This window comes from Paenibacillus sp. FSL H8-0260 (assembly GCF_045040625.1).
GTDB classification, from domain to species: Bacteria; Bacillota; Bacilli; order Paenibacillales; family Paenibacillaceae; genus Paenibacillus_AQ; species Paenibacillus_AQ odorifer.
The window spans coordinates 745,595-769,534 of record NZ_CP150298.1; the positions used below are offsets into that span (position 1 = coordinate 745,595).

The 23,940-nt window shown below is 46.8% G+C and carries 15 protein-coding genes and 1 riboswitch; of the genes, 12 read left to right on the top strand and 3 right to left on the bottom strand.

What is annotated here, in order from left to right; all coding sequences use genetic code 11:
* Positions 1-21 precede the first annotated feature (21 nt).
* From MHI51_RS03285 to MHI51_RS03295, 3 genes are all read left to right on the top strand, one after another.
* Entirely contained in the window at positions 22-4,305 is a 4,284-nt protein-coding gene (locus tag MHI51_RS03285) for an acyl-CoA dehydratase activase-related protein (protein ID WP_405174035.1), read from the top strand.
* A gap of 216 nt (positions 4,306-4,521) precedes the next feature.
* Positions 4,522-4,974: a MarR family winged helix-turn-helix transcriptional regulator gene (locus MHI51_RS03290; RefSeq protein ID WP_076130529.1), complete on the top strand. Its 453-nt coding sequence runs from the start codon at positions 4,522-4,524 to the stop codon at positions 4,972-4,974.
* Positions 4,971-6,482, top strand: coding sequence for a DHA2 family efflux MFS transporter permease subunit (locus MHI51_RS03295; RefSeq protein ID WP_076106051.1), 1,512 nt, complete (start codon positions 4,971-4,973; stop codon positions 6,480-6,482). The genes MHI51_RS03290 and MHI51_RS03295 overlap by 4 nt, the downstream gene beginning before the upstream one ends.
* A gap of 84 nt (positions 6,483-6,566) precedes the next feature.
* Here the strand turns inward: MHI51_RS03295 and MHI51_RS03300 are convergent, their stop codons facing one another.
* A complete protein-coding gene (locus MHI51_RS03300; protein WP_052096752.1) occupies positions 6,567-6,872 on the bottom strand; it encodes a zinc ribbon domain-containing protein in 306 nt (101 codons plus the stop codon).
* Positions 6,873-6,967: 95 nt separating this feature from the next.
* A complete protein-coding gene (locus tag MHI51_RS03305; RefSeq protein WP_405173574.1) occupies positions 6,968-7,909 on the bottom strand; it encodes a helix-turn-helix transcriptional regulator in 942 nt (313 codons plus the stop codon).
* 150 nt (positions 7,910-8,059) lie between these two features.
* On the opposite strand from MHI51_RS03305, the gene MHI51_RS03310 reads away from it, so the two are divergent.
* Positions 8,060-9,322, top strand: coding sequence for an MFS transporter (locus MHI51_RS03310; protein WP_405173575.1), 1,263 nt, complete (start codon positions 8,060-8,062; stop codon positions 9,320-9,322).
* Between the two features lie 14 nt (positions 9,323-9,336).
* On the opposite strand, the gene MHI51_RS03315 is transcribed toward MHI51_RS03310, so the two are convergent.
* Complete coding sequence (locus MHI51_RS03315; RefSeq protein WP_076106058.1) at positions 9,337-10,005, bottom strand: DedA family protein; 669 nt, start codon at positions 10,003-10,005, stop codon at positions 9,337-9,339.
* Between the two features lie 107 nt (positions 10,006-10,112).
* On the opposite strand from MHI51_RS03315, the gene MHI51_RS03320 reads away from it, so the two are divergent.
* The 8 genes from MHI51_RS03320 (at position 10,113) to MHI51_RS03355 (ending at position 23,845) form a co-directional block, all read left to right on the top strand.
* On the top strand, positions 10,113-11,486 hold the full coding sequence (locus MHI51_RS03320) for a polysaccharide deacetylase family protein (RefSeq protein ID WP_341001102.1): 1,374 nt from the start codon (positions 10,113-10,115) through the stop codon (positions 11,484-11,486).
* 132 nt (positions 11,487-11,618) lie between these two features.
* A complete protein-coding gene (locus MHI51_RS03325) occupies positions 11,619-12,977 on the top strand; it encodes a DUF58 domain-containing protein (protein ID WP_076305524.1) in 1,359 nt (452 codons plus the stop codon).
* Positions 12,946-15,285: a transglutaminase domain-containing protein gene (locus MHI51_RS03330; protein WP_405173576.1), complete on the top strand. Its 2,340-nt coding sequence runs from the start codon at positions 12,946-12,948 to the stop codon at positions 15,283-15,285. The genes MHI51_RS03325 and MHI51_RS03330 overlap by 32 nt, the downstream gene beginning before the upstream one ends.
* Before the next feature lie 162 nt (positions 15,286-15,447).
* Positions 15,448-16,986: a glutamine-hydrolyzing GMP synthase gene (gene guaA / locus MHI51_RS03335; protein WP_036679874.1), complete on the top strand. Its 1,539-nt coding sequence runs from the start codon at positions 15,448-15,450 to the stop codon at positions 16,984-16,986.
* 145 nt (positions 16,987-17,131) lie between these two features.
* Positions 17,132-17,596, top strand: coding sequence for a hypothetical protein (locus tag MHI51_RS03340; RefSeq protein WP_076130535.1), 465 nt, complete (start codon positions 17,132-17,134; stop codon positions 17,594-17,596).
* 202 nt (positions 17,597-17,798) lie between these two features.
* Positions 17,799-17,898, top strand: a riboswitch (purine riboswitch).
* Positions 17,899-18,020: 122 nt separating this feature from the next.
* The gene (locus MHI51_RS03345; protein ID WP_036679893.1) at positions 18,021-19,421 is read left to right on the top strand and encodes an NCS2 family permease; all 1,401 of its coding nucleotides are present in this window, start codon (positions 18,021-18,023) and stop codon (positions 19,419-19,421) included.
* Between the two features lie 400 nt (positions 19,422-19,821).
* Positions 19,822-22,077, top strand: coding sequence for a glycosyltransferase 87 family protein (locus tag MHI51_RS03350; RefSeq protein ID WP_405173577.1), 2,256 nt, complete (start codon positions 19,822-19,824; stop codon positions 22,075-22,077).
* Positions 22,067-23,845, top strand: a complete 1,779-nt coding sequence (locus tag MHI51_RS03355) for a phospholipid carrier-dependent glycosyltransferase (RefSeq protein ID WP_076195064.1) — start codon at positions 22,067-22,069, stop codon at positions 23,843-23,845. Before MHI51_RS03350 ends, MHI51_RS03355 begins: the two co-directional genes overlap by 11 nt.
* Positions 23,846-23,940: the final 95 nt, after the last annotated feature.

A 23,940-nucleotide genomic window follows, 5' to 3' on the forward strand; every position in this document is an offset into this window, starting at 1 on the left:
AGAAGAGGTGGTGGAGTGATAATGCTGCATATTGGGCTTGATATCGGATCAACTACTGCTAAATTAGTTGTCATAGAGCGGGACATCATTGTTTATCAAGACTATGTAAGACATTATAGCGATATTAAAAAAGCGGCCCTCTCTCTTCTGTCTGATGTACGTGACAGATTCCCAGAGAGGGGAGCTAGGCTTACTGTAAGCGGTTCCTCGGGGTTGTCTTTATCCAAATTAGGTGGAGTTCCCTTTATTCAGGAGGTGATTGCCTGTACGAAGGCGATCAGTGCGCTGATCCCGGAATGTGACACGGCGATTGAACTGGGTGGAGAGGACGCTAAGATAATATATCTTCGGGGCGGTATTGAGCAGCGTATGAATACAGCCTGCGCGGGCGGAACGGGAGCGTTCATCGATCAGATGGCAGCGCTGCTGCAGACCGATCCGGCAGGCTTAAATGTTTTGGCGGAGAAGCATGAGCGAATCTATCCCATAGCTTCACGCTGTGGTGTATTTGCCAAAAGCGATGTACAGCCGCTGCTTAATGAAGGAGCGCGCCGGGAGGATGTGGCGGCTTCGATCTTTCAGAGTATCGTTAATCAGACGATTAGCGGTCTTGCTTGTGGACGTCCGATTCGAGGACGGGTGGCTTTTCTTGGCGGCCCGCTGACCTTCCTGCCTGCCTTGCGGCAGCGTTTTTCGGAAACGCTGGAGCTGGCGGAGGAGGATATCCTGTTCCCGGAACGCTCACAGTATTTCGTGGCGATTGGAGCTGCGCTCTCCGAAGCTGATCCAGTCGTATTGCCACTTTCAAGCTGGATCACGCGAATTGCGGCGGTTGATTTTACTGCGGATCGAGCTGCGGATGCTGAATTGCCTCCGCTTTTTGAGAATGCCGCTGAGCTTGCAGAATTTCGGCTTCGTCACGGCAAAGCCTCTGCAGCGAGATCAGATTTAGCCTTATATCGTGGACCTTGTTATCTAGGAATTGATGCCGGATCAACCACAACTAAACTCGTGTTAACCGGTTCGGCTGACGAAATTCTCTATACCTTTTATGGCAGCAACAAAGGCAACCCGCTGCATTCGGTCAGCGATGCACTGAAGGAGATCTACCGGGTTCTGCCTGAAGGCTGCCATATCGCAGGATCATATGTGACAGGGTACGGTGAGGGGTTAATCAAGGCCGCTCTGCGGACAGATGGCGGAGAAGTAGAGACTGTTGCACACTACAAGGCAGCTTCCAAGTTCATGCCAGAAGTAGATTTCATACTGGATATCGGTGGTCAGGACATGAAGTGCATCAAAATCCGTGGCGGTGCTATCGACAGCCTTATGCTCAATGAAGCTTGTTCAGCCGGTTGTGGCTCTTTTCTGGAGAGCTTTGCCTCTGCCCTCGGACTTGGGATCGAGGAATTTGCCAAAACTGCACTCGAAGCGACTCAGCCTGTTAATTTGGGCTCGCGCTGCACGGTGTTCATGAACTCTAAGGTCAAGCAGGTTCAGAAGGAGGGCGCATCATTAGCGGATTTATCGGCGGGTCTTGCCTACTCTGTGATCAAGAATGCTCTGCAAAAGGTAATTAAAATCCGCAATCCGGAGGACTTAGGGCGAAATATCATCGTTCAGGGCGGTACCTTCTATAATGAAGCTGTATTGCGCGCCTTTGAGTCCTTGACGGGGCGGACGGTGGTTAGACCGGATATAGCTGGCGTAATGGGAGCTTACGGCTGTGCACTGATTGCGCGTGAGCAAGCAGGGGTTAACGGATCCAGTACGCTGCTTGGACCAGAGGAGCTTGCCAGCTTTAAATATGAGGTCTCCTCAGGCCGCTGTGGCCGCTGTGGGAATAACTGTGCGCTGACGATCAGTCGGTTTCCGGATAAGAGCTTTTATGTGACCGGCAATCGCTGCGAACGCGGCGCAGGAGTCAAAAAAGAGAAAAATGTCCTGCCGAATCTGATGCAGTATAAATATGAACGGTTTTTTGAGTACGAGAGTTTACCGGAAACAGGGGCATGGCGGGGGACCGTCGGGATTCCGCGTACCATGAATATGTTTGAGAATTACCCGTTCTGGCACACTTTTTTCACCAAACTGGGCTATAGGGTGATTCTCTCCCCTAAATCAAGCAAGAAGCTCTTCGAAAGCGGCATGGATACGATTCCTTCAGAATCGATATGTTATCCTGCGAAAATGGCCCATGGACATGTGCAAAGCCTGATCGGTAAAGGTGTCGATTTTATTTTTTATCCAGCGGTGGTGTATGAGAAAAAAGAAGATGAAGCTGCGGATAATCACTTCAATTGTCCAGTGGTCGCCTCTTATCCCGAAGTCATTCGCAACAATATGGATGGGTTAAAGGACAATGGAATCAAGCTTGTCAGTCCATTCCTGACCTTCGATGATATTTCTGCGCTGACCAAAGGGCTGGTGAAGACATTTACCAGCATTCCGCGAGAAGAGATTGCGTCCGCGGTGCAAGCGGGACTTACAGAGGCTGATAACGCCAAAGGTGATGTGCGTACCAAAGGGGAAGAGACCCTTGTGTACCTAGCTGATACTGGAACCAAAGGAATCCTGCTCTGTGGACATCCTTATCATGCCGATCCTGAGATTAATCACGGGATAGCGGATATGATAACCGGGATGGGACTCGCCGTGCTGACAGAAGATTCTGTCTGCCATCTGGACCACAGCGAAGGGGATGTGGCTGTTGTTAATCAGTGGACCTACCATGCCCGGATGTACCGTGCAGCCCGCCTTGCTGCAGTCCGCTCGGATCTGGAGCTTGTTCAATTGACTTCCTTCGGCTGTGGGATCGATGCGATCACTTGTGATGCCGTACAGGATATTATGGAAAGACATAACAAGGTATATACATTGATCAAAATCGATGAGATCAGCAATCTTGGTGCAGCGCGCATTCGGCTTCGTTCATTGCTGGCGGCAATGCGTGAGCGTGAAAAAGGTAAGGTAGTGCCGCAAAAGCCGCCAAAAGTGCAGGCTAATGTGTTATTTACAAAGGAAATGAAAGAGACCTATACCATTCTTGCGCCACAGATGTCGCCTATTCATTTTGAATTGTTTGAGCAGGTGTTTCGCGATGCCGGATACCGCCTGAAGATACTTGAGACGACCGGACCCGAAGAGACAGAAGAAGGTCTGAGATACGTTAATAATGATGCGTGTTATCCGGCAATTGTGACGATTGGCCAGATTCTGTCGGCGCTGAAAAGTGGGGAATACGATCCGGATCGTACTGCTGTGATTATGTCACAGACGGGTGGCGGCTGCCGGGCTACGAATTATATTTCTTTGCTGCGCAAAGCCTTAAAGGATTCAGACCTTGAACAAATTCCGGTGATTTCACTCAATGCTTCAGGGATGGAGAATCAGCCGGGTTTCCGTATCAGTCTTAAGCTGGCGAATCGGTTGATAGCTGCCGCTTGTTACGGTGATCTTATGATGCGGATGTTAAATCACTTTAGGCCGCATGAGGTTGTTTCAGGAAGTGCGGAAGTTCTATTCCGCAAAGGGATGGAGCGTTGCAAGGCAAGCTTATCCAACTTTTCATTCCGAGAATACAAACGCCTGATTCGTGAGATTGTTGCAGAGTTCTGCAAGCTGCCCGTTACAGGTATTACTAAACCAAGAGTAGGCATTGTCGGTGAGATCCTGATCAAATTCCATCCGGATGCCAATAACCGCATTATAGAGATGATCGAGGCAGAGGGCGGGGAAGCGGTAATGCCGGACTTCCTGGATTTCATTTTCTATTGTGTATATAATCCGATCTACAAAGCTGAGCAATTCGGCAAAAGCAAACGGCTCGGCTATATCAATCCCATGCTGATCTCTTATCTGGAAATTTACCGTAAGCCGATTAAGGTTGCCCTTGAGGATGCGGGGCTGGCTAAAGGACGGGAGAATATTTATGGTCTTGCCGAGAAGGCCAGCCGACTGGTGTCCGTAGGGAATCAGATGGGTGAGGGCTGGTTTTTAACCGCAGAAATGATGGATTTGATGGATAATGGTGTGAACAACATCGCCTGTATTCAACCGTTCGCGTGCCTGCCCAACCATATCACCGGGCGTGGGATGATTAAAGGCCTTAAGGAATTATATCCGGGTGCAAATATCGTGGCGATTGACTATGATGCTGGAGTTAGCGTAGTCAACCAAGCGAATCGGATTAAGCTGATGATGTCAATTGCCAGCAGCCAGGAAGAGACTAAGCCATCTAATTTAAAACTGCAGGATAAGCCTCAGCAGCAGACTTTACCTGAAAGTTCATACAGCTTAACCTGAGCATTGTTCAGACGAAAAAGCGGGCCAAGGATCTACCTTGGTTCGCTTTTTTTATGCTTTGTGCACTTATGTATGATTTTCATGTTTTTCCTGCAATATAAAATTACCTTTCAGAAAGTTACAGCAAAATATTGACCGAAATTTAGTTAAGGTGTAAAATAGTACGCATGCGAACTATTAGATGGTCTAACTAATTAATTCTTTGGAGGTGAAGATTTGGAAGATAAGGAGCAGCAATTAGATGATATTTTCTCCTCTTTTCGCCGGATTAGCCATGCATTCCAGCAGCTGCTGTGGAAGGATGCCGAAGAGCTGGACATCACACCAACACAGTTGATGGTTCTCCGCAAAATATCTGCAAATCCCGATATTGGCATTACAGATCTTGCCGAGCTATTACATTTGGGGAACAGTGCAGCGAGCGGAGTAGTGGACCGGATGGTGAAAGCCGATTTGATCACAAGACAGCGCTCTGAGGTAGATCGGCGTATATACAACTTGGCGATTACTGAAAAGGGCAGAGAGATCAGGGAAAGAAGTAAGCAATCGCTCAGAAGACACTTACTTCCACTATCCAATATACCTGCCGAGGATGCAGGCGAATTACTTAGGATTCATACCGAAATCATTCAGATCTTAGAGCAGGGGAGAGACAAACAGAATTTATGAGTACAATTACAGGTAACGCTGCAGCGGCAACTAAGGGAATACGTAGAGGACCGATTATTGCAGCGCTCTTAATAGGTGCATTTGTCGCACTTTTGAACCAAACACTTCTTAATGTGGCATTGCCGAGCATAATGGACGATCTAAAAATCGCAACGAATACGGCACAGTGGCTAACAACGGGATTTATGCTCGTGAACGGTGTGCTGATACCGATTAGTGCGTTTCTGGTGGAAAAGTTTACGACCCGCCAGCTATTCATCACCGCGATGTCACTTTTTTCGTTAGGTACACTTGTCTGTGGAATCGGAACAGGCTTTGAAATGATCATGGTCGGCAGAGTCATTCAGGCGGTTGGCGCAGGGATTTTGATGCCGTTAATGAATATTGTGTTTCTTCGCATCTTCCCAATTGAAGAGCGGGGAAAAGCGATGGGGCTAATGGCGGTAGCCATGATTTTTGCTCCAGCTGTAGGTCCAACGTTGTCAGGGTGGGTAGTTCAGAACTATTCTTGGCGCGTATTGTTCTTTATCGTTCTTCCGCTGGCTATTCTTTCTACCTTGCTAGGTATGAAAACAATGCAAAATGTAGGGCAAACAACTTCTCCGAAGCTGGATAAAACGGGTGTTATCCTGTCTACCATTGGTTTTGGGGGATTGTTGTACGGCTTTAGTGATGCTGGAACCGATGGTTGGGGAAGTGCAACAGTCATTACCTGCCTCATTGTGGGTGTGATTGCACTGGCTTTATTCGTATGGAGAGAGCTTAAGGCTGAGACACCACTGCTTGAGTTCCGGATTTTCAGATACAATATGTATTCACTCACGACATTAATCAATATCATCATTACGATGGCTTTATATTCGGGTATGATTTTGCTGCCGATTTATTTGCAGACGATCCGTGGCTTTACGCCAATGGAGTCCGGTCTTATGCTGTTGCCGGGAGCCATTCTAATGGGAATTATGTCTCCAATCACGGGGATTATATTTGATAAAATCGGGGCAAGATGGCTGTCTGTGGTAGGCCTGATTATTACAGTAATTACGACCTGGCAATTCAGCCAGCTTACAGACAGTACGACGTATACGCATATGATTATTACTTATACGGTTCGGATGTTAGGCATGTCGATGTTATCGATGCCGATTGTAACGGCTGGACTTAACCAGCTTCCACAGCGTTTAAGCTCGCATGGTACAGCAATGTCGAATACGTTGCGGACGGTCGGAGGCGCGTTGGGAATGGCGTTGTTCGTCAGTCTAATGACCAATAAGACGAAGAGCACAATCACTGATACACTTATGAGCGGAACGGTTTCGTTAAACGATAAAGCAGCGATGCTTAAGCTTACGCAAGAGGCTACAATTAGCGGGGTTACGCATGCCTTTAACATTGCTACCTGGATCACTGTAGTTGCTTTGGTATTGGCTTTCTTTATTAAAAAGACTTCACCGCAGCCAGACTTCCTGAAGACGGAAGAAGTGCAGCCACAGCAGGACAATCAATAAAAAACTGGGTTAACAAAGAATGGAAAAAGGAGCGTCCTACGAACTGTTATGGTTCCGTAGGGCGCTTCTTTTGTTGTGATGCTATTAGTTAGCTGGAGACACAGCTGCAGGATCGCTCCAACGTTTCAGATGTGGCAGCTGCTCCGCGAGAAGTTTACGGGCAACATTCTCATCCATTCCTTCTTCGACCATATAGCCTGTACAAATGTCAGCCATTTCTTGCAACGTGATGTTAGGCTGTTTGAATGCGCCATTCTCATAGCAGTACACGCAGTAATCTTCGATCTTGTTGCCATTCTGGTCCGTTCCAAGCAATTCCGCCGTAGGCATTGGCATCCCACAGCTTTGACAAATTTTAAGATCTCCTTGCTCTACATGTTCATGTCCCATATTTAACACTCCTTTAAAGGTATGCAAGCTCTCGAGCGCCCGCTTTAAGTTCAGTATAGAACAATAAACCTGACGGCATTCCGTCAGGTTTATTGTTAGGTTATATATTTTGCTGCTATGCCTGCTGCAATCTGCCCCAGCTTTTGCCGAATATGCGGTGGCTCTAAGATTTCTACATGCATCCCGAAGCTTAGCAGGAATCCATACAGCCATCCATCCTCAGGATAGTTGATGGTAACCTTGTAACCTCCATTACCGTCGGGCAGTAGCTCGGTAGAATCAAACCGCTCTTCCGCTAGATGTTTGCTTTCAGCCTTAAACTGCAAAACGATGGGTGTTGCTGTTGTTACGGTTGATCTCTGATACTCGTTGCTCCAAGGCAGCTCGCTTGCATCCACATCTTTTGCAATAAAAACTTGGGTATTCTTAACGAGCTCTTTCATGCGCAACAGCTTAAATAGACGGAAATCCTGACGATTGAGACAAAATCCATATAAGTACCATGCTTGCCCCTTCAGCACTAAAGTATAGGGCTCTACCGAACGCTGGGTTGTCTGACCCGCAGCATCCACATAATCAAAGTTTACGGTCACGCTTTCCTCAAGTGCTTCTTTTAGAGTGGCAAGCTTTTCTTCCAGAATACGTTGAAGACCCCATGGGGAGAAGTCGATGATGAGCTGAGTCGTTTTGCTGCGGAAGGCGGCGGATTGGGAGGGCGGGATTACGCTGCTGATTTTTTCCATGAGCAGAGTATGTTCACTTCCTCCATAAGACGAGACGCTCTGCAGAGCCGTGAAAATATCCGCCAGCTCACGATCCGTCAAAACATTGCGGTCCAGCCGGTATCCTTCCATAAGCCCGATCCCACCGTTCGCTCCCTGATAGGTAACGATAGGAATTCCGGCCCCATTAATGCTTTCAATATCACGATAAATCGTGCGCACAGATACCTCGAACATATCGGCTAGCTCCTTCGCCTGAATTAGGCGGCGGTTCATTAGCAGGATAACGATAGAGAGCAATCGATCTATTTTCAAAAGACAATTCCTTCTTTCCCGGAGATTTCCGTGAAGTAATGCTGTATTTCATCTTAGCAAATCCTTAAAAATAAAGCATTGTCATAAATTATTGATTCGATTAATATCTAATTAGATATATGTGTAAATAGATGAAATGAGGTTTATTTTATGAATAATCACTCAGCTGTTGCGATGTTTAGGAGTCATAAGGGATATTCACGATTGTTCACAGCCGGCTTGATCAATGGAATTGGTGATCGTTTTACTAGCGTTGCAGTACTGGCGCTGGTTCTGCAGTTGACGGGATCAGGCATGGCGGTAGGGATTTCGTTAGGTGTGAGACTGTTTCCTTATTTATTTCTGGCCCCGCTTGGAGGCATACTTAGCAGCAAAATTCCACGCAAATATATCATGATAGCTACAGATATGCTGAGGGTCCCAGTAGCCTTAGCCTTTTTATGGGTGGATGGGGAGGAGAAGCTGTGGTTGTTATATATGGCAAGTTTTTTGCTGGCAGCGGGTGAAGCCATTTACAGCCCTGTTCGTAGGTCCACTATCCCCTTGCTCGTCACCAAAGCTTCTCTGCTGACCGTCAACGGACTAGAGCAGTTAATGAGCGGCTGCGTGCTGATCCTTGGAGCGTTCAGTGGAGGGGTGGTGTCGATGTGGTTTGGTCCGGAGGCAGCGTTCATTATGAATGCAGTGTCTTTTTTAATCGCAGCGATGTTCATTTACGGTATCGATTTTCCACAACATACGGAAATGGTGACGGTGGCTAAGAAGGCTACATATTCTCCTGAGGGGGACTTAGAAAAATCCGATAAAGAAGCACAATACGGTCGGCTGCGTGCTCTGGGAATGGTAATTGGCGGAAGCTTAACGTTGCAGGTCATTTTCGGTTATGAGCTGTTGGTGCCGTTGCTAAATGGTCTGGATAATGTACTGATCAGTGTCTATGCGATACAGGTATTTCACGCGGGGGATATTGGAGTGGGGGCATTTTATGCGGCGCTTGGCATCGGTCTTAGCCTTAGTTTTTTTACCTCACGTTATTTAAAAAAGGGGCTGCTGATTGTAGCCATCGGAGGGCTTTTACTAGAAGGTGTGTTACTCATGGGCATCAGTGTCAGCAATCATTTTGCGGCAGCATTTATGTTATACATCCTGCTGTCATTTGCCGGGGGGACGGGGAATGCCTGTCTGGATACGCTCGTTATGCAGGAAACCCCATCTGCTATGCAGCCCTTTGTGTTTGGACTCCTGTCTGCAGTAGGAAATACGCTGCTGGGATTATCTATGCTGTTCGCCGGGTGGCTATTAGAAGGGGTGGAACCAAGAATGGTAGGGTTTGCTGGGGGAGCGGGATTTGCCATAGTTGCGCTTTTACTCGCAGGATACGCGGGGGTACGCAGCAAGAAAAAACGTACTTAAAAAGGGCGGTGGCTTCACCGTCCCTTGGAAGTTTTTTTAACCTGAGTCTGTAGCTTTATGGCAGCTTTGCGCGGGAACAGGCGGATGCTTATCTTTTTGCGGTAGCGATACAGGATTACAAGGGCAGCTATAGCTACACCGCCAGAGATAATCCATAGTGCATATAACTCGAATAAATGGAAAATACCCATCCACTGCGGACCAAATACCCGTCCTATGCCAAGAAACAGCACTACCCAGAATAACGCTCCACTATAAGCGTAGAGGGCGAATTTACGGAAGGGCAGCGCAACTATACCAGCAAAATAGCCGGTAAAGTGACGAACGCCTGGAATAAAATATCCGATGGAAATAAGGATACTGCCGTATTTCTCGAACCATTTTTGCGTTTTATCCAGCTTGGCAGGGGAGAACAGCAACCACTTTCCGTATCGCTGGATGAAGGGCATTCCGGCTTTTAAGCCGACAAAATAGGTGAGGGTCATCCCGGCTGTGGTCCCAGCAAACGCCACTAGAATCAACGTTATGAAATCAAGTCTTCCCGTATAGGAAAGAAAACCTGCAAAAGCCATGGTAGTTTCTCCGGGAAACGGCAAGGCAACGAATTCGAGCAGCAATCCAAAAAACAATACGCTATATCCATATTTGCTGAATAATTCTTGTATAAAGTTCAGCATTTCCATAAGATTCTCACTCTCCAAGGGGCAGTTGCCTTATTCTATTTTGAAGCTTGTCTTCATACAATCTACCAAATGGCTTTTGAGCCAATAGAATGCTGGAGGTAGAGAAGATGAAAGGTAACAAAAACACTCACGGCCGCCGAAACTTGATAAGCGGATTGCTTGTTATGGTTGTAATCGTCATCGTAATGCTGGGATGGAACGCAGGGGAGAGTGTAGATTCTTGGATGAATCGTTCATTACAGTCCGCAAGTGCGGAGTCTGTCTCTGTTAAGAATAATCTCCCGTTAGTGGCGATGCAAGAATTGCCTCCTAAAGCAGAGTCCATTGTGACTGCTTCTCCAGAAGTTAAATTGAATTCCAGTACGGCACAAGTATCCAAAGTGTCGACAACATATTCAGCAATTACGGCCGCAAAGAAAGCTTCAAAAACGGTCTATATTACATTTGACGACGGACCGAGTGACAATACCTTCAACGTTCTAAAAATTTTACAGCAGCAAGGTGTGAAGGCGACCTTTTTTGTCCTTGGTAATCAAGCGAAAAGCCATCCAGAGCTAATTAATGCCATATGGGAACAAGGACATGCTATTGGCAATCATACCTATAATCATAATTACCATGATTTATATAGTGGATTCACTGAATTTTGGAGCCAGATTAAAAAGACCGAAGAAATTGTTCGGGGCATTACAGGGGTTCGCCCACAACTTATCCGCGCCCCGGGCGGAACCTTTGATCACTTTGATAATACCTACTTCAATTTGTTGAAGCAAGCCGGTTATATCGTTACGGATTGGACGGTGGACAGCGGGGATTCTAAACGCAAAGGGGTACCGGCGTCAGAAATCTTAAAAGAGTCAACTGCAGATCTGAAGTCCTCTCGGGTTATTCTTCTGCTGCATGATGGCGGCGGCCATCAGGAGAGTGTTAAAGCACTGCCTGATATTATTGCGCGTTATAAGGCTGCTGGGTACAGCTTTGGCCTTTTAGATGAGACGGTGGAGCCTGTACAATTCAGAGTCTCCTCAAAAGCAAATAGCTTGGGCAGAGTGAAACCTTCGGAAGCTTGGATCACCTCGAATATCATACCGAATGCAGAGCTGTTTGCGCCCGGCAAACCTTTGGTGCTGGAGGTTGGAAAGCTGGAGACGAAGCTGGCGCCAGGTGAATATGCTCTGCAAAAAGGGAAATATATGGTGCCACTTCGCGCTGTGATCGAACGGTTGGGAGGGCAGATTAGTTGGGATGCGGGCAGTCGCAGTGGGAAGATTGCCTGGAACGGCAAAGATATCATCGCGGATGTGGCGAACAAGGAACTCCTGTTAAATCTTCCTGATCATGTTCAAAAGATAAACGGTGCCAGTGTGGAGATGATTGGCGGTTCTATCTGGGTATCGCTGCGTGAGCTGCTGGAGACAGCCGATCATCCTCCTTTAAATATAAGCGTGACGGAAGGTGAGCGCCGGGTAATAGCCTTCTGAGATTTAGCGCTCAGGCAGTTTTTTTAAAAGAAAAAAACAATGTCTGGGCACCCTTTTTCATGGGAAGAATAGATAGTAATAAGTTCCTCAGCTGGGAACAAGTCTAGACCCAAAGGAAGGGTGTTCGTTCCATTGTCCTCTTCAAAAAAAGTAGAACACAAATTAAATAACAAGACTGAAAGAGTTAGAAGCTATCCGCGTAGCCGTAGTGCGTTGGGTGAATGGCTGCGGATGCTGGCTGTGGCTGGAATTATAGGTGTTTTATATGCATGGCGCGGAGGCGCATCACTCTTATTTCTGCTGATCGCTGTAGGCGTTATCATGGTTGGCGGACTGATTGTTCAACTTTCAGGTCCACGGGCGATAAAGATTGAACGGACAATCACTCCAGTAAGACCGATAGCTGGAAGTACATTGCTTGTGAAGGTGCGGGTGAATTTCTCTGCCCGGCTTCCACTGCCATGGCTGACTATCGCTGATTTTTGGGGGGACAGAGGACATCACAAGCTACTGTTTCCGGGATTCAGACGCTCTTTTGAATACACCTACCTTCTTGAGAATATGCCGCGGGGACATCATCATTTGCAGGGCTGTAGAGTAACCTGGGGAGATTTGCCCGGCTGGTTCACAGGCCGATCTGAGCCTGCTGAAGAGCATAGCGTTAAAGTGCTGCCAGCCCCCCTATATTATGGCGGGGCAGTCCCGGACAGCGGCTTTATTAGCGGTGATTCGCGCTATTCCAGAAGGGGAAGAAGCAGCAATGATGAGACCATGGAATCGCGGGAATATGAGCCCGGTGATCCGCTTAGCCGAATTCATTGGAAGAACAGCGCCCGGCTAGGAAATCTGCAGAGCAAAGTTCCGGAGCGTGAAAAGGCAAGAATGAGCTGTATCGTGTTGGCTAATGATCCCAAAAGCTATGAGATTCCAGCCAATGCACTTACACCTCGTGGCAGTCGGGAGGAGCAGCCTCCGGTATTTGAGAAGGCGGTGTCAACGGCGATGGGGCTGATGCTCTTTGCTGAGCAGTCAGGTGCTTATGTCCAGTTATTTAGCGGAGGCTGGCCGGAAGGAATGGCTAGGCATGAAGGACTGGGTAAAATCCCAGGGAGAGTGCTGGATATTCTAACTGATATTTCTCCGAATGGAACAAGAACCCTGTCCGAGCTGTTGGAGGATGCTTCTAGAGGCTGGATTCCGGGAATGACCGTTGCTATAGTGACCGGAAGATTAGAGGAACAATCCGCTAAGGTTATCGCTAAATTCTTAGTGCAAGGTGTAAAAGTTGAGCTCTATTATGCTTGGGATCAGCCAGCTCCGCTGCCTGCTGAGGTAATGCTGCAGGAGATCCGCCAGCCTGTGCGGGGAACGGTCGGGGATAGTCTGGGTCGTCTGGGAGCACGGATGTTTTGTCTGGATGATGCATTGCCAGCTTACAGGCTCAGGGAGGTAGAGTACCATGAATCATCCGGAAAACCAACGCTACGGTAAGCGGATACCGGGTGACACAAGCTTCTCTATGAATGAGCACAGTGGGAAGGAACCAAAGCAGCTCCATTTGGAAAAACTGGAGAACAGTCATGCCGGTAAACAGAGAAAGATACCTCTGTATTATCGCATGCTGTTCTCTTTGGCTATTTTGGGGCTGTTTTTAGAATGGCTGCTCCCTTTATATAGAACGACTTCATTGGAAGATACTGCTAGATTGCTGCAGATTCTGATGATTTCTGCTGCCGTGCTGTTGATGTGGGGAATCCTTCAGATTCCCGGGTGGCTATTGCTAAGTATCCAATGTTTGATGATCGGAACAGCTTGGCTATATCTATGCAGCGAGAGCGTAGGGACAGGATGGCTGGGCATTTATGCAGTAGAAATTCCAAATGATCTGATTTTGCTCTTTTCCGGGCATGTTTCTCAGCTAAGCGAGATCAGCAGACTTTTGATTTTGATTGTTGGCTGGGGGCTGCTGGTATCTTCGGTGCAGCAGCTTGCACTTTTCAGAGGTAGTACGCTGCTGTTTACAGCGGTGACCCTCATTTATCTATTAGTTCTGGATATTGGCTTTGGCGTTAATACGACAACGGATGTTGTAATATCAGTGGGGCTTATTGTATGGATGCAAGCAATGAGTGGTTTGCTCCGTCTGCGGGAACGGGTGGGCAGCATTCACCTGCCGTATGCCCGATGGGGAGTTTTGGCATTAGCGGCTGCTATATTCGTCATGATGACAGCATGGTTTGGTGGGCAGGTATATGAAGTACGACCGCCTAACCAAACTACACTCCAGTCAACCTTTGAAAAGCTGCAGGAATGGGCTTCGGGCCATATGCCCGAAGATAATGAGGCTATACCTGCAGGAACAACAGGGTATAGTACAAATGATGGAGAACTGGGTGCTCCATTATCACGCAATACCGAGCCAGTCTTCACAGCGTTGACCAGTCAGCGTACCTATTGGCGCGGGGAGAGCATTGCCTACTATGACGGTCGCCGTTGGATCAGAGGTGGTGAGGAGTTTACTCCGCTTAACTTGTCCAGCCTGCCTCAGATTCCGGCGACGGTAACCACCACTAATGGGGGGCGGACTTTGCAACAGCGGATACAATTCGCTATTCCCTCTTCCGGTGGAATTCCTGTATTCAATGCGGGTACCCTAACAGATGTTGAGACAGTTCAACTATCCAATGGCAGCCAGCTTGGTTATGTTCTGGCGAATAAGGACAGGGATACCTTTCGTCTGCCAGATTCGGTGGGGTCAACTCGGATCACTGAGTATATAGTTGATTCTATACTTCCCGAGAGTAATCCAGTACTGCTGCGCGGGTTGGGTGACGCTGATCCACAAGAAATAAAGAATAAATACTTGCAGCTGCCTGATTTATTACCTGAGCGAGTGAAAGCTCTGGCAGAGAAGCTCACAGCTTCCTCGGGCAACCGATATGATTCCGCAACCGCCATTCGGGATTATTTGCAAAACGGGTATTCTTACACGCTGGATACCATGGTTCCGCCAGCTGGGGCTGATTTTGTGGATCATTTCCTGTTTGAGACCAAACAGGGTTACTGTGTGCATTTTGCCACAGCGATGACCGTATTGCTGCGAAGCACAGGTATTCCAGCGCGGTATGTTCAAGGTTATGGACCTGGAACCCAGCAGGAGGAAGCCATGCCGGCGAAGTATTTAGTCACCCAAGGGGATGCGCATGCTTGGGTAGAGGTTTATTTTGCCGGCGCAGGTTGGGTTCCTTTCGATCCGACGCCGGGTCCTGCGCTTGCGGCTGGCTTCCCTGCGCCGGCACGGCCTGCGGCCGCAGCAGTCGCACCGCAAGCAACGCGCAGCGCGGAACTGCCCGCCCTGCCGCTGGCGGGCGGGCCCTTTTCAGCGCCGCTCGCTGCCGCGGCGCTGCTTCCCGCCGCCGCTTGGCGCTGGCGGCGCAGCCTGGCTCTGCTGCTGGCCGCGCGTCGCGGCAGCAGCTTGAGCCGGGAGAGGCAGCTGCGCGCGGCCTCTATGGCTTGGCACGGGTTGGCGGAGCGGTTTGGACCGCCGCCGCCCGGCGTTACTGGCAGGGAGTATGTGGACTCCCTGCGGATTTACGATGCCGGACTAGATGTAGCCGTCCGGCAGTTTGTCCGCCAGTGGGAGACCCTGGCGTACGCGCCAGCTTCGGCCTCCACAGCCGTGATCTCTGCCCGCGACAATCCCGTAGACTCCGCTCCCGCCCTTGGCGGCGAACCTGCGGCTTCTGATGCGGCCGCGTTTATTCGCGAATGTCTGCTCATTACCTTCCGTTTAACATAAACGGCTAATAACGCTTAGATCCGCTATCTAATTTATGCCATAGCAAGGAAGGTTCTGCATGAAGTTTTATCACTCTCTGATTATGAGAGGCGTGTCCTCCTTTCCTTGACGATGAGAATTAACCATGAGTATAATGAATCCAATAATCAAGGGAGGCACGTAATGAACAAGCCAAATGAAATTATCGTCGTTCTCGATTTTGGGGGACAATACAACCAACTTATCGCGCGCAGAATTCGGGACCTGGGAGTATACAGCGAACTTTTGCCGTACAATACGCCAGTTGACAAGATTAAAGCACTTTCGCCTAAAGGAATTGTCTTCTCCGGCGGACCTAGCAGTGTATACGCTGAAGATGCACCACACGTAGATCCGGCTATTTATGATCTAGGAGTGCCGATCTTCGGTATTTGTTATGGTATGCAGCTGATGGCTCATCAGCTTGATGGTAAAGTAGAACGTTCGGCTAAACGGGAATATGGTAAAGCTGATGTTGACTTTGCAGAAGGAACTGCTTTAGTTGCAGGATTGGAGAACCGCCAGACTGTATGGATGAGCCACGGTGACCATGTAGTTGAGCTTCCAACAGGCTTCAAGCTGGATGCAGGTACAGAAAGTGCTCCAATTGCAGCAATGAGCAACGCGGAGCGCAAACTGTTCGCTGTGCAATTCCACCCAGAAGTACGTCACTCCGTTCAAGGTAACGAGATGATCTCGAACTTCTTATACCAAGTTTGTGGTTGCGACGGCAAATGGACAATGGAATCGTTTATCGATGAAGCCGTTCAAGATATTCGCAATCAAGTCGGAGATAAAAAAGTACTCTGCGCTCTTAGTGGCGGAGTGGATTCTTCCGTTGTGGCTATGCTTATCCACCGTGCAATCGGAGATCAATTGACCTGTATGTTTATTGACCACGGCCTTCTGCGTAAAGGTGAAGCAGAAAGCGTTATGGAGACTTTCGTAGGCAAATTCGATATTCATGTAGTGAAAATCGATGCACGCGATCGCTTCATGAGCAAACTTGCAGGTGTTGAAGACCCTGAGCAAAAACGTAAAATCATTGGTAACGAGTTTATCTACTGCTTCGACGAAGAGTCAGCTAAGCTCGGAGATTTTTCATTCCTTGCACAAGGTACGCTTTATACGGATATCGTTGAGAGTGGAACAGCTACAGCGCAAACCATTAAATCCCACCACAATGTGGGCGGCCTGCCAGAAGATATGAAATTCAGCTTGATCGAGCCGCTAAACACCTTGTTTAAGGATGAAGTTCGTAAACTCGGTGAAGAACTGGGTATGCCACGTGCGATCGTATGGCGTCAGCCTTTCCCAGGTCCAGGTCTTGCTATTCGTGTCTTGGGTGAAGTAACAGAGGACAAGCTTACCATCGTTCGTGATTCTGACTACATTCTGCAAGAAGAAATTGCTAAAGCGGGATTAGACCGTGAAATTTGGCAATACTTCACTGCCCTGCCTAACATGAAGAGTGTCGGAGTTATGGGTGATGCTCGTACGTATTCCTACACAGTAGGTGTTCGTGCAGTAACTTCCATCGATGGCATGACCGCTGACTGGGCACGTATCCCATGGGATGTTCTTGAGAAAATCTCTGTACGTATTGTCAACGAAGTTGAGAATGTAAACCGCGTAGTGTATGACATTACTTCGAAACCACCTGCAACGATTGAGTGGGAATAGCATATAGCAATAAGAAACCTGTAGCTCCTTATTTATTAAGGGACTGCAGGTTTTTTTATTAACCGTGAAGCTTGTGACGGACCCTATATAGCAACTTTAGAGAATGTGATAAACTGGGAAAAATAAACTTACAGGAGCCATTAGAATGGGATTCTCACTTATTGGAACACTAATAGCTATGGTTATTCTTGCCCCAAGTTTACTGATGATTAAGTTTCCGCCCGATCATGTTCCCAGCGGTTTAAAAGATGCCGGCATCTTTTACACTCTTTTGGAGAGAGTAGGGCAGTTGGGGTGTATAGCCATTCTTGCGATTTCAAAGGATGACTTTGAAAATGTAGAATTCGGGATCTGGGCTGCACTTATCTTTGTGTTTATCACGATTTATTACGGTTTATGGATTCGTTATATGGTTAAGGGACAGCAATTCAGATTATTATGGGCTCCATTATTGTTTCTTCCGATTCCCATGGCAGTTCTCCCTGTTTGTGCATTTGGATTTGCGGCTATATGGGGCAGATCTTTCTGGTTGGGTATTGCAGTGATTTGTTTAGCTATAGGGCATTTTGCTAATTCTTGGCATAGCTATCAGTATTCCAAAGGGCAATAAGCCAGGGAACATCGAAATTGTTTTATAGGGAAAAATACCCATTTGATAAGGCTTTTGATAGTTAATAAGCTGCATGATTTAAAGGATTTTGGGGTTGAAGTTAAAGATAAAAATGTATGAATTACGAACAATAGAAAAAATAAAGTCGAAAATGTTCGCTTTTTTCATTGACAACTTATGTGATGTCCACCTAAAATGATAAAGCACAACAACATAATTCTTTCGTATATTTCCGGGAATAGGCCTGGAAGTTTCTACGAGGTCACCGTAATGACCTGGCTACGATTAAGAAGAGCTGAGCAACCCGTATTGTCCTGAATCTAGGGCTATAGTCATGGGTGCTACTCTTTTTTTCGAGCCGGTGTCGATCAGATACCGGCTTTTTGTTGCTGTCAGCCACAACATACCTTAGGGGGAGAACAATTTGAATCGGTTTTTCAAGTTGAAAGAGAACGGCACTACAGTACGTACAGAGATAATGGCCGGCTTGACTACGTTCATGGCTATGGCTTACATCCTGTCGGTTAATCCGAGCACATTAACAGCATTTGGCCGCATCGATATGGGCTGGTACTCTGTATTTCTAGCGACTGCGCTGGCAGCAGGTATTTTCACCATTGCAATGGGCGTGTTTATAAACTTTCCAGTAGCATTGGCACCAGGTATGGGACTTAATGCATACTTTGCTTCCGTAATTTTGTCTTCTGCAACCTCAGAACATCCATTCACTTGGCAAATGGGTCTGACCGCAGTATTTATTTCCGGTTTGATCTTCATCCTGCTCACGGTTACCCGAGTGCGGCAGATCTTACTGACAGCCATTCCTGACAGCTTGAAGCATGCCATTACCGTAGGTATCGGGATGTTCATTACAATCCTTGGGCTTAAGAACAGTGGTTTGATGACGATTGGTGTCGAAGCTGGTAAAGATATTTCCGCCAATACATTCACAGATGTCCTATCCTTTGAAACAATTATTCATATGGGTAGCCTAGAGAACACTGATGTACAATTGGTAATTATCGGATTGCTTCTTATTTCCATCCTGATGGTACTGCAAGTTAAAGGTGCGATTTTATTCGGTATCTTGGGTACAACCCTCGCGGGTATACTGATGGGTGTAGTTGATTTTGGCTCATTGTCCAGTCCGACAACCCCTTGGGTGCCTGACCTGACGCAATTGAACTTTTTCGAATTTGACTGGGATGGTATCCTGCACACCGGTATTGTTTCAGCAATCGCAACATTCACTTTTGTAGAATTGTTCGATACATTTGGTACACTTGTAGGTACTGCTCAACGCGCTGGTATTATGGACAACCCTGAAGAAGGTAACAAACGTGTAGGTAATGCAATGTTTGTCGATGCCATTGCTGTTGCTGGTGGTGCGGCATTGGGTACTTCCACTACTACTGCTTTTGTAGAAAGCGCGGCAGGTGTTGCTGAAGGTGGACGTACAGGTCTTACAGCTGTAACAACGGGTGTGTGCTTCTTGCTTGCGTTGTTCCTTGCACCAATAGTAGCTCTGATCCCTGGATCTGCTACAGCCGCAGCATTGATTGTCGTAGGCGTGCTCATGGCACAATCGATTCGCGAAATTGATTTTCAAGATATGGTTGTTGCGATTCCAGCGTTCCTTACTCTAGTAATCATGCCTTTCACTTATAATATTGCTAATGGTATTTCCTTTGGTATCGTAACTTATGTAATCCTTGCTTGTGTAGCTAACCTTGCTGGCAAGAAAAAATACGATATTCACTGGATGATGTGGGTACTTGCTATTCTGATTATTCTCCGTTATGTATTTCTTGGTAGTGCGGGCTAACTCATATATAGCATACAGATGTGCATTCAACGGCTCCTTCATAACTGAGGGGGCCCTTTTTTTATATTTTTGTTGGCACTTAACCATTCAGCCTAGTCTATGTTTCTAGCTTTTCATCATCTATGATTTAGATTATATTGTTGAAGAGGTGATGTTCAGGACGAGGCAGCCTTGGCGTTAGAGTCCAATTTGTTCCCTCCTTGATCCTGATCTCTGTTTATTTTGTACTGAAAATACTTCAAACCCCTAGGTGGTCCTATGGTCTTACCATTTTGTTAGTTCTCTCGCTTTATGCTGATAGAATGGCCTGTTTTTTTGCTCCGGTATTTGCTTTAGCCACTGCGATTCTTCTATTCTATATAAGAGTCTATATAAGAGCCTTGAGGCTTAGGGCGATCCTATGGAATGGAATATTGTGGATGGAAGGGTCTGCGATCCAGATAAGGTTAACATACCCTATATTTATATGCTCTTTTATGAGAAAATTAATCCAAATGATTTCTTAGCAACGGTGAAATACACTAATTCGGGAGCTGTTTTTCAGAAGGGATATGCTTTTGGCTGGACTAAGATGAATATAGGACGAGGTGAGGTTGGGACGATGATCAAGAGTACACGTGCGGCCGTAATGACTGTATTGATGCTGTTATTGTTTGTGCTTCCTGTAACAAGCATTTATGCAGAGGGGAATCTATTGCAGAACCCTGGCTTTGAGGAGGGGGGAGATAATGCGCCTTCTAACTGGACTAAGGATATGTGGATTTCAGGAGACAACTCAGCTCTACTTTCAATCCAATCGGAGGAAGTTCATTCCGGCAGCAAGGCGGCAGTCATTGAGAATATCGAGCCCAATCATTCGAAATGGGTGCAGACGATTGAGGCTACGCCGAATAGTTATTATAAAATCTCTGGATGGATCAAAGTAGTAAGTACAGCAGGCGAGGGAATGGGCGCCAACATTCTTGCCGTTGGAGTAGGCGGGGGGTATCCCAGCGTAACTGATACGGCAGGTGAATGGCAGTATCTTGAATATATCGGCCAGACAGGACCGGAGCAGAAGTCATTTGGCATAGGCGCAAGTCTGGGCGGCTACTCTAGCTTGATTCAAGGTAAGGCTTATTTTGATGATTTTGCTGTAGAAAAATTAGACGCGACTCCCGAAGGGGCTAACGTCATTTCGCTGGATAGTTCAGCGGTTAGTCCAGATGCCGGCGATAAAAAGGCAGACACTCCACATAAAGTATCTCCAACTAAGATGTTGCTGATCTCAGCGCTGTTTAGCATGTTTTTTGCAGTGCTTTATACTAAGGCATTCCGTAGTGAGAAGCTTATGAAGCAGCCTGAGAATATTTATTCCAAATGGCTGAGCATTGCCATCGGAATTGCTTTTATCCTGAGAGTGTGGATTGGTCTTACCGCGCAAGGATATCAGAATGATATGAATACCTTTATTTCTTGGGGACAGCGTATGGTGGATTTAGGTCCAGGCAAATTTTATGAAGAAGGTTATTTTGCCGATTATCCTCCTGGCTATTTGTACATATTGTACGTGCTTAGCGCCATTCGTGGCGTTTTAGGATTCACTCAGGGCTCAGGTGGAGAGAATTTGCTCTTCAAGCTCCCTGCGATCCTTTCTGATTTGGTGCTCGGCTACTTCATTTATCAAATGTCACGCAAAAAACTCGGCACAGGAATAGCTTTCGGCTTAATGTTGTTGTTTCTGTTTAACCCAGCGGTACTTATTAATTCAGCGGCTTGGGGACAAGCAGATTCATTCTTTTTGATCTTCCTGCTGCTCAGTATCCATGGCGCTGCGAACAAAAAGTTTGTCCGCTCCGCAATTTTGTTTGCCTTAGCGACGCTAATTAAACCGCAAGCGTTGATATTCACGCCGGTATTGTTGTTTGCTTTTTATCATCACCGCGCTTGGAAGCAGCTTGGATTCGGAGCTTTGTATGGATTAGGGATCTTCGGATTGCTTGCGGCACCGTTTTTCTGGAATAACGGAGGTCTGGTAGGGATTATTGATCTTTACAAGAGTACGTTATCTTCCTATCCGTATTCTTCAGTGAATGCATTTAATCTGTATGCACTGACTGATCCGATGTGGTCATCCCTTGATCTAACCTGGCTTGGCATTCCATACCGTGTATGGGGCTTCATATTTATTTTAGTGGCTGTAGCTGTTGCGGCATTTTATTCCTTTAAAAAGGATCGCTTGGATCTGACCAAATCCTATTTTATCGGGATGGTGCTTATAGTAGTGGTCTTTGTGCTTGGCACCAAAATGCATGAACGTTATATGTTCCCTGCTCTTATTCTTTGTTTGTTTACTTATATAGAAAGTCGGGACCGCCGCTTTTTATCGCTATTTCTCGGATTCAGCTTAACGCAATACATCAATGTGGCGTACACCTTATCCCACCTGAATGCAGATGTTAGCCCGGGTGCAGACGGAATCGTATTAGTGACTGCTATAGCTAATCTAGCATTGCTGCTTTATATGCTGAATATCGGATACGATGTGTATGTCCGCAAGGGAATAAAACCTCTTCCAGCGCCAATTACACCGGAAGAACAGTATGAAGAAGATTTGAGAGTTGTCGGGCAAATTAAACCGCATCAGAAGGGAGGGCGATTTAACGATGAAGTTTAAGCGTATAGATTGGATATGCATAATAGCTATCACGGCCGTTTACGCAGCGCTTGCTTTATATAATCTTGGCTCTACTAAATCTCCAGAGACCTTATGGGAGCCTGCTGCCAGTGGTGAAAGCTTCTATGTAGATTTGGGGCAGAGTAAACCATTGGAACGGGTCAATATCTTTGGTGGCGTGGGAACGGGTAAGTTCAAGCTGGAATTCAGCGACAATCCTGAGGTCTGGAGCAGTCCGATGGATGTCAGTGAGGATGTCGGGAATGTCTTCATCTGGAAAAGCCAACCCCTGAACGTTACAGCGAGATATGTGAAGTTAACAGTTACCTCTCCAGGGTTCACTTTGAACGAAATGGCCTTTTATGAGCAGGGGGGAGAAAGAATCCCCCTTCCTATTGCCGGTGTGACACCAGATGCTAACGCAGTACCTAAAAGAGGAGCAGCGGCCAATCTTTTTGACGAGCAGGCGCTCATTCCGGAATATTCTAACTTTATGAATAGCACTTATTTTGACGAGATCTATCATGCGCGAACAGCTTATGAATATACACACGGGATAGTGCCTTACGAGAATACGCATCCACCGCTTGGCAAGCTGTTGATTGCCATAGGTATGGAGCTGTTCGGAGTCAATCCATTCGGCTGGCGTATTATCGGAACCTTGTTCGGAGTTGCCATGTTACCTCTTATATATGTAATGGCGCTGCGTTTGTTTAAGAAAAGCAAATACGCCGCCCTCGCGGCAGGATTGTTTGCGCTGGATTTCATGCATTTCACACAGACAAGAATCTCCACGATTGACGTATACGGAGTATTCTTCATTATGTTGATGTTCTATTTTATGCAGCGGTATTACACAATGAATTTCTACAAGCAGCCTTTAAGAAAAACATTAATTCCGTTATTCTGGTCTGGCTTATTCTTCGGAATCGGCGTAGCTTCGAAATGGATTGTGCTCTATGGAGGAGCAGGGCTGGCCATTATGCTGGCTATCTCCCTTTTTGAACGCTACAGAGAATACCAAGCCTCCGGACGCCTGCTGGCAGAGGGGAAGATTAAAGATAAGGAATTGCTGGGCACCTGTCGTGAAGCAGTAGATTCTTTTTGGAAAAAGACTATTATTACGTTGGCTAGTTGTATCGGGTTCTTTGTAATTATTCCAGTAATTATTTATAGCTTATCTTTTGTGCCGGGGTTATCTGCATCAGCAGAGGGCTTCACTATAAAAGGTTTGATTGATTCCCAAAAGAATATGTACAACTACCACAGCCAGCTTGTAGCTACACATCCTTTTGCTTCCTCATGGTGGCAATGGCCGTTTATGAAGAGACCGGTCTGGTTCTTTAGCGGCGGTGAAGGTTTGCCGGAAGGTCAGGTCAGCAGTATAGTGACTATGGGGAATCCTCTTATCTGGTGGACGGGTATTTTTGCGATGCTGGCAACGCTGTGGATTACGCTGAAACGTAAAGATAAGAACCTCTACATGATCTGGATCGCCTTCTTCTCGCAATATGTTCCGTGGATGCTTGTCCCAAGAGAAACATTTATTTACCATTATTTTGCTATGGTACCATTTATGATTCTTGGTATTGTATATATAATGAAGTTGCTGGATAGTAAATTCCCTGAGGCCCGTTACGTACAGTATGTCTATGTAGCCGTTGCTTTGCTGCTCTTTATCGCTTTCTACCCGGTACTGTCAGGGATGCAGGTCAGTGGAGATTACGTGAAAGATATGCTGCGTTGGTTCCCAACTTGGGTTTTCTAGGATTTAATAAAAATCTATAAAATAAGTTTATGAATGCAGCGTTATTATGAAGTGTAGATGGATGTAACGCTCCAAAAAGCTTGTAGGAGGAATAA